This is a genomic window from Haloferula luteola (assembly GCF_014201715.1).
Taxonomy (GTDB): domain Bacteria; phylum Verrucomicrobiota; class Verrucomicrobiia; order Verrucomicrobiales; family Akkermansiaceae; genus Haloferula; species Haloferula luteola.
Map to the genome: position 1 here is coordinate 1 of NZ_JACHFD010000076.1, position 1358 is coordinate 1358.

Consider the following 1358-nt stretch of genomic DNA (forward strand, 5'->3'; position numbering starts at 1 on the left):
TGGAGCGTCCCCCTGAAGAGTTGGACAGACAATAAGGAGCTCGAGGAGCGACGGACAAAGGTCCCCTATCAGACGAAGTCGGGGACTTTGTTCGGCCGCGACGAGATCGACGCCGCCCCGCAAAACCTTCACACTCCGATCCGGTCATGAGCGAAGAACCCGAAGAGATCAAACGCTGGACATCCCGCCGCAAGGCCGCGGTGGTGATGGACATTATCAAGGGCAAGACCACCGCCACGGAAGTTGCCCGAAGTCACGACCTGACCGTTGGCGAGGTCGAGCAATGGATGGACGACTTCGTCTCCATGGGCACCGAGGCCTTGCGCTCCCACCCGCGTGACGCCGAGGCACGTCACAAGGCCAAGGAGAAGGACCTCCTCGCCAAGATCGGCGACCTCACCATGCAGATGGAGGTCTACAAAATCGCCTGCGATGTGCAGGGAAAGCCGTTGCCCGACGGGAGATCATGAACAAGGTCCGCAACACCTTGCTCGCGTCGGGCAAACAGGTCCCCGTCACCAAGCTCTGCAAGTGGCTCGGTCTGGCGCATTCCAGCGCCTACTACCAAGCGCGCCAACGACGCGAGCGATCGATCGACGAAGCCATGGCCGCGCGGATCAAGCAAATCCACCGCAAAGAGCCTGCCTGTGGCGTGCGCGGCACCTGGAGCCGTCTGCGTTTCATCGATGGCGTCGAGGTCAACCGCAAGAAGGTCCACCGGATCATGAGGCTCAAGGGCTGGACCTTGCCCAAGCGGCGGTCAGGTCGTCGTCCCCGCGTGAAGGGCTCAACCTCGGTCGCCGATCAGCCTGACCAGCGCTGGGCCACAGACCTGGCCATGATCCATTGCGGCCGCGACGGCTGGTGCGTTTTTGTCCCAGTCATCGACTGTTGCACCCGCGAAGTCCTCGGTTACGCATTGGAACTCACCGGCCGGTCCAAGACCGCCGAGCGAGCACTCGAAGAGGCATTGCTCGCGCGCTTCGGCACGCTGCGCAGCGCACCAAAGGGCATGCTGCTCCGCCACGACAACGGCCTGGTCTTCGGCTCGCGCCAATACCGGGCCGTCGTCACCGACTACGGCCTCACCCAAGAATACATCACCCCCTACACGCCCCAGCAGAACGGCCTCTGCGAACGCTTCATCAAGACCTTCAAGGAGGAGTTTGCATGGGTCCGCAACTACCAGTCCATTGAGCACGCGCGCTTCGCGCTGCGCGCATGGATCCAACACTACAACCACCGCCGCCCTCACCAGGCCCTCAAATACAAGTCACCAACCCAATACCACCAAGCACAATGCAACACCGCAGCCTGAATAAAAACCAAGGCTGTCCAACTTCCAAGGGAGCACTACA

The 1358-nt window shown here is 61.6% G+C and carries 2 protein-coding genes; both read left to right on the forward strand.

Annotated features, from left to right (window positions below; all coding sequences use genetic code 11):
* Positions 1 to 146: 146 nt before the first annotated feature.
* Positions 147 to 470, forward strand: coding sequence for a DUF1153 domain-containing protein (locus tag HNR46_RS20520; RefSeq protein WP_184022580.1), 324 nt, complete (start codon positions 147 to 149; stop codon positions 468 to 470).
* Positions 467 to 1318, forward strand: a complete 852-nt coding sequence (locus HNR46_RS20525) for an IS3 family transposase (protein ID WP_184022583.1) — start codon at positions 467 to 469, stop codon at positions 1316 to 1318. Before HNR46_RS20520 ends, HNR46_RS20525 begins: the two co-directional genes overlap by 4 nt.
* Positions 1319 to 1358 lie beyond the last annotated feature (40 nt).

Coding starts and splice junctions, on each gene's coding strand:
- HNR46_RS20525 (WP_184022583.1), top strand. CDS start 467: ATGAACAAGGTCCGCAACACCTTGCTCGCGTCGGGCAAACAGGTCCCC.
- HNR46_RS20520 (WP_184022580.1), top strand. CDS start 147: ATGAGCGAAGAACCCGAAGAGATCAAACGCTGGACATCCCGCCGCAAG.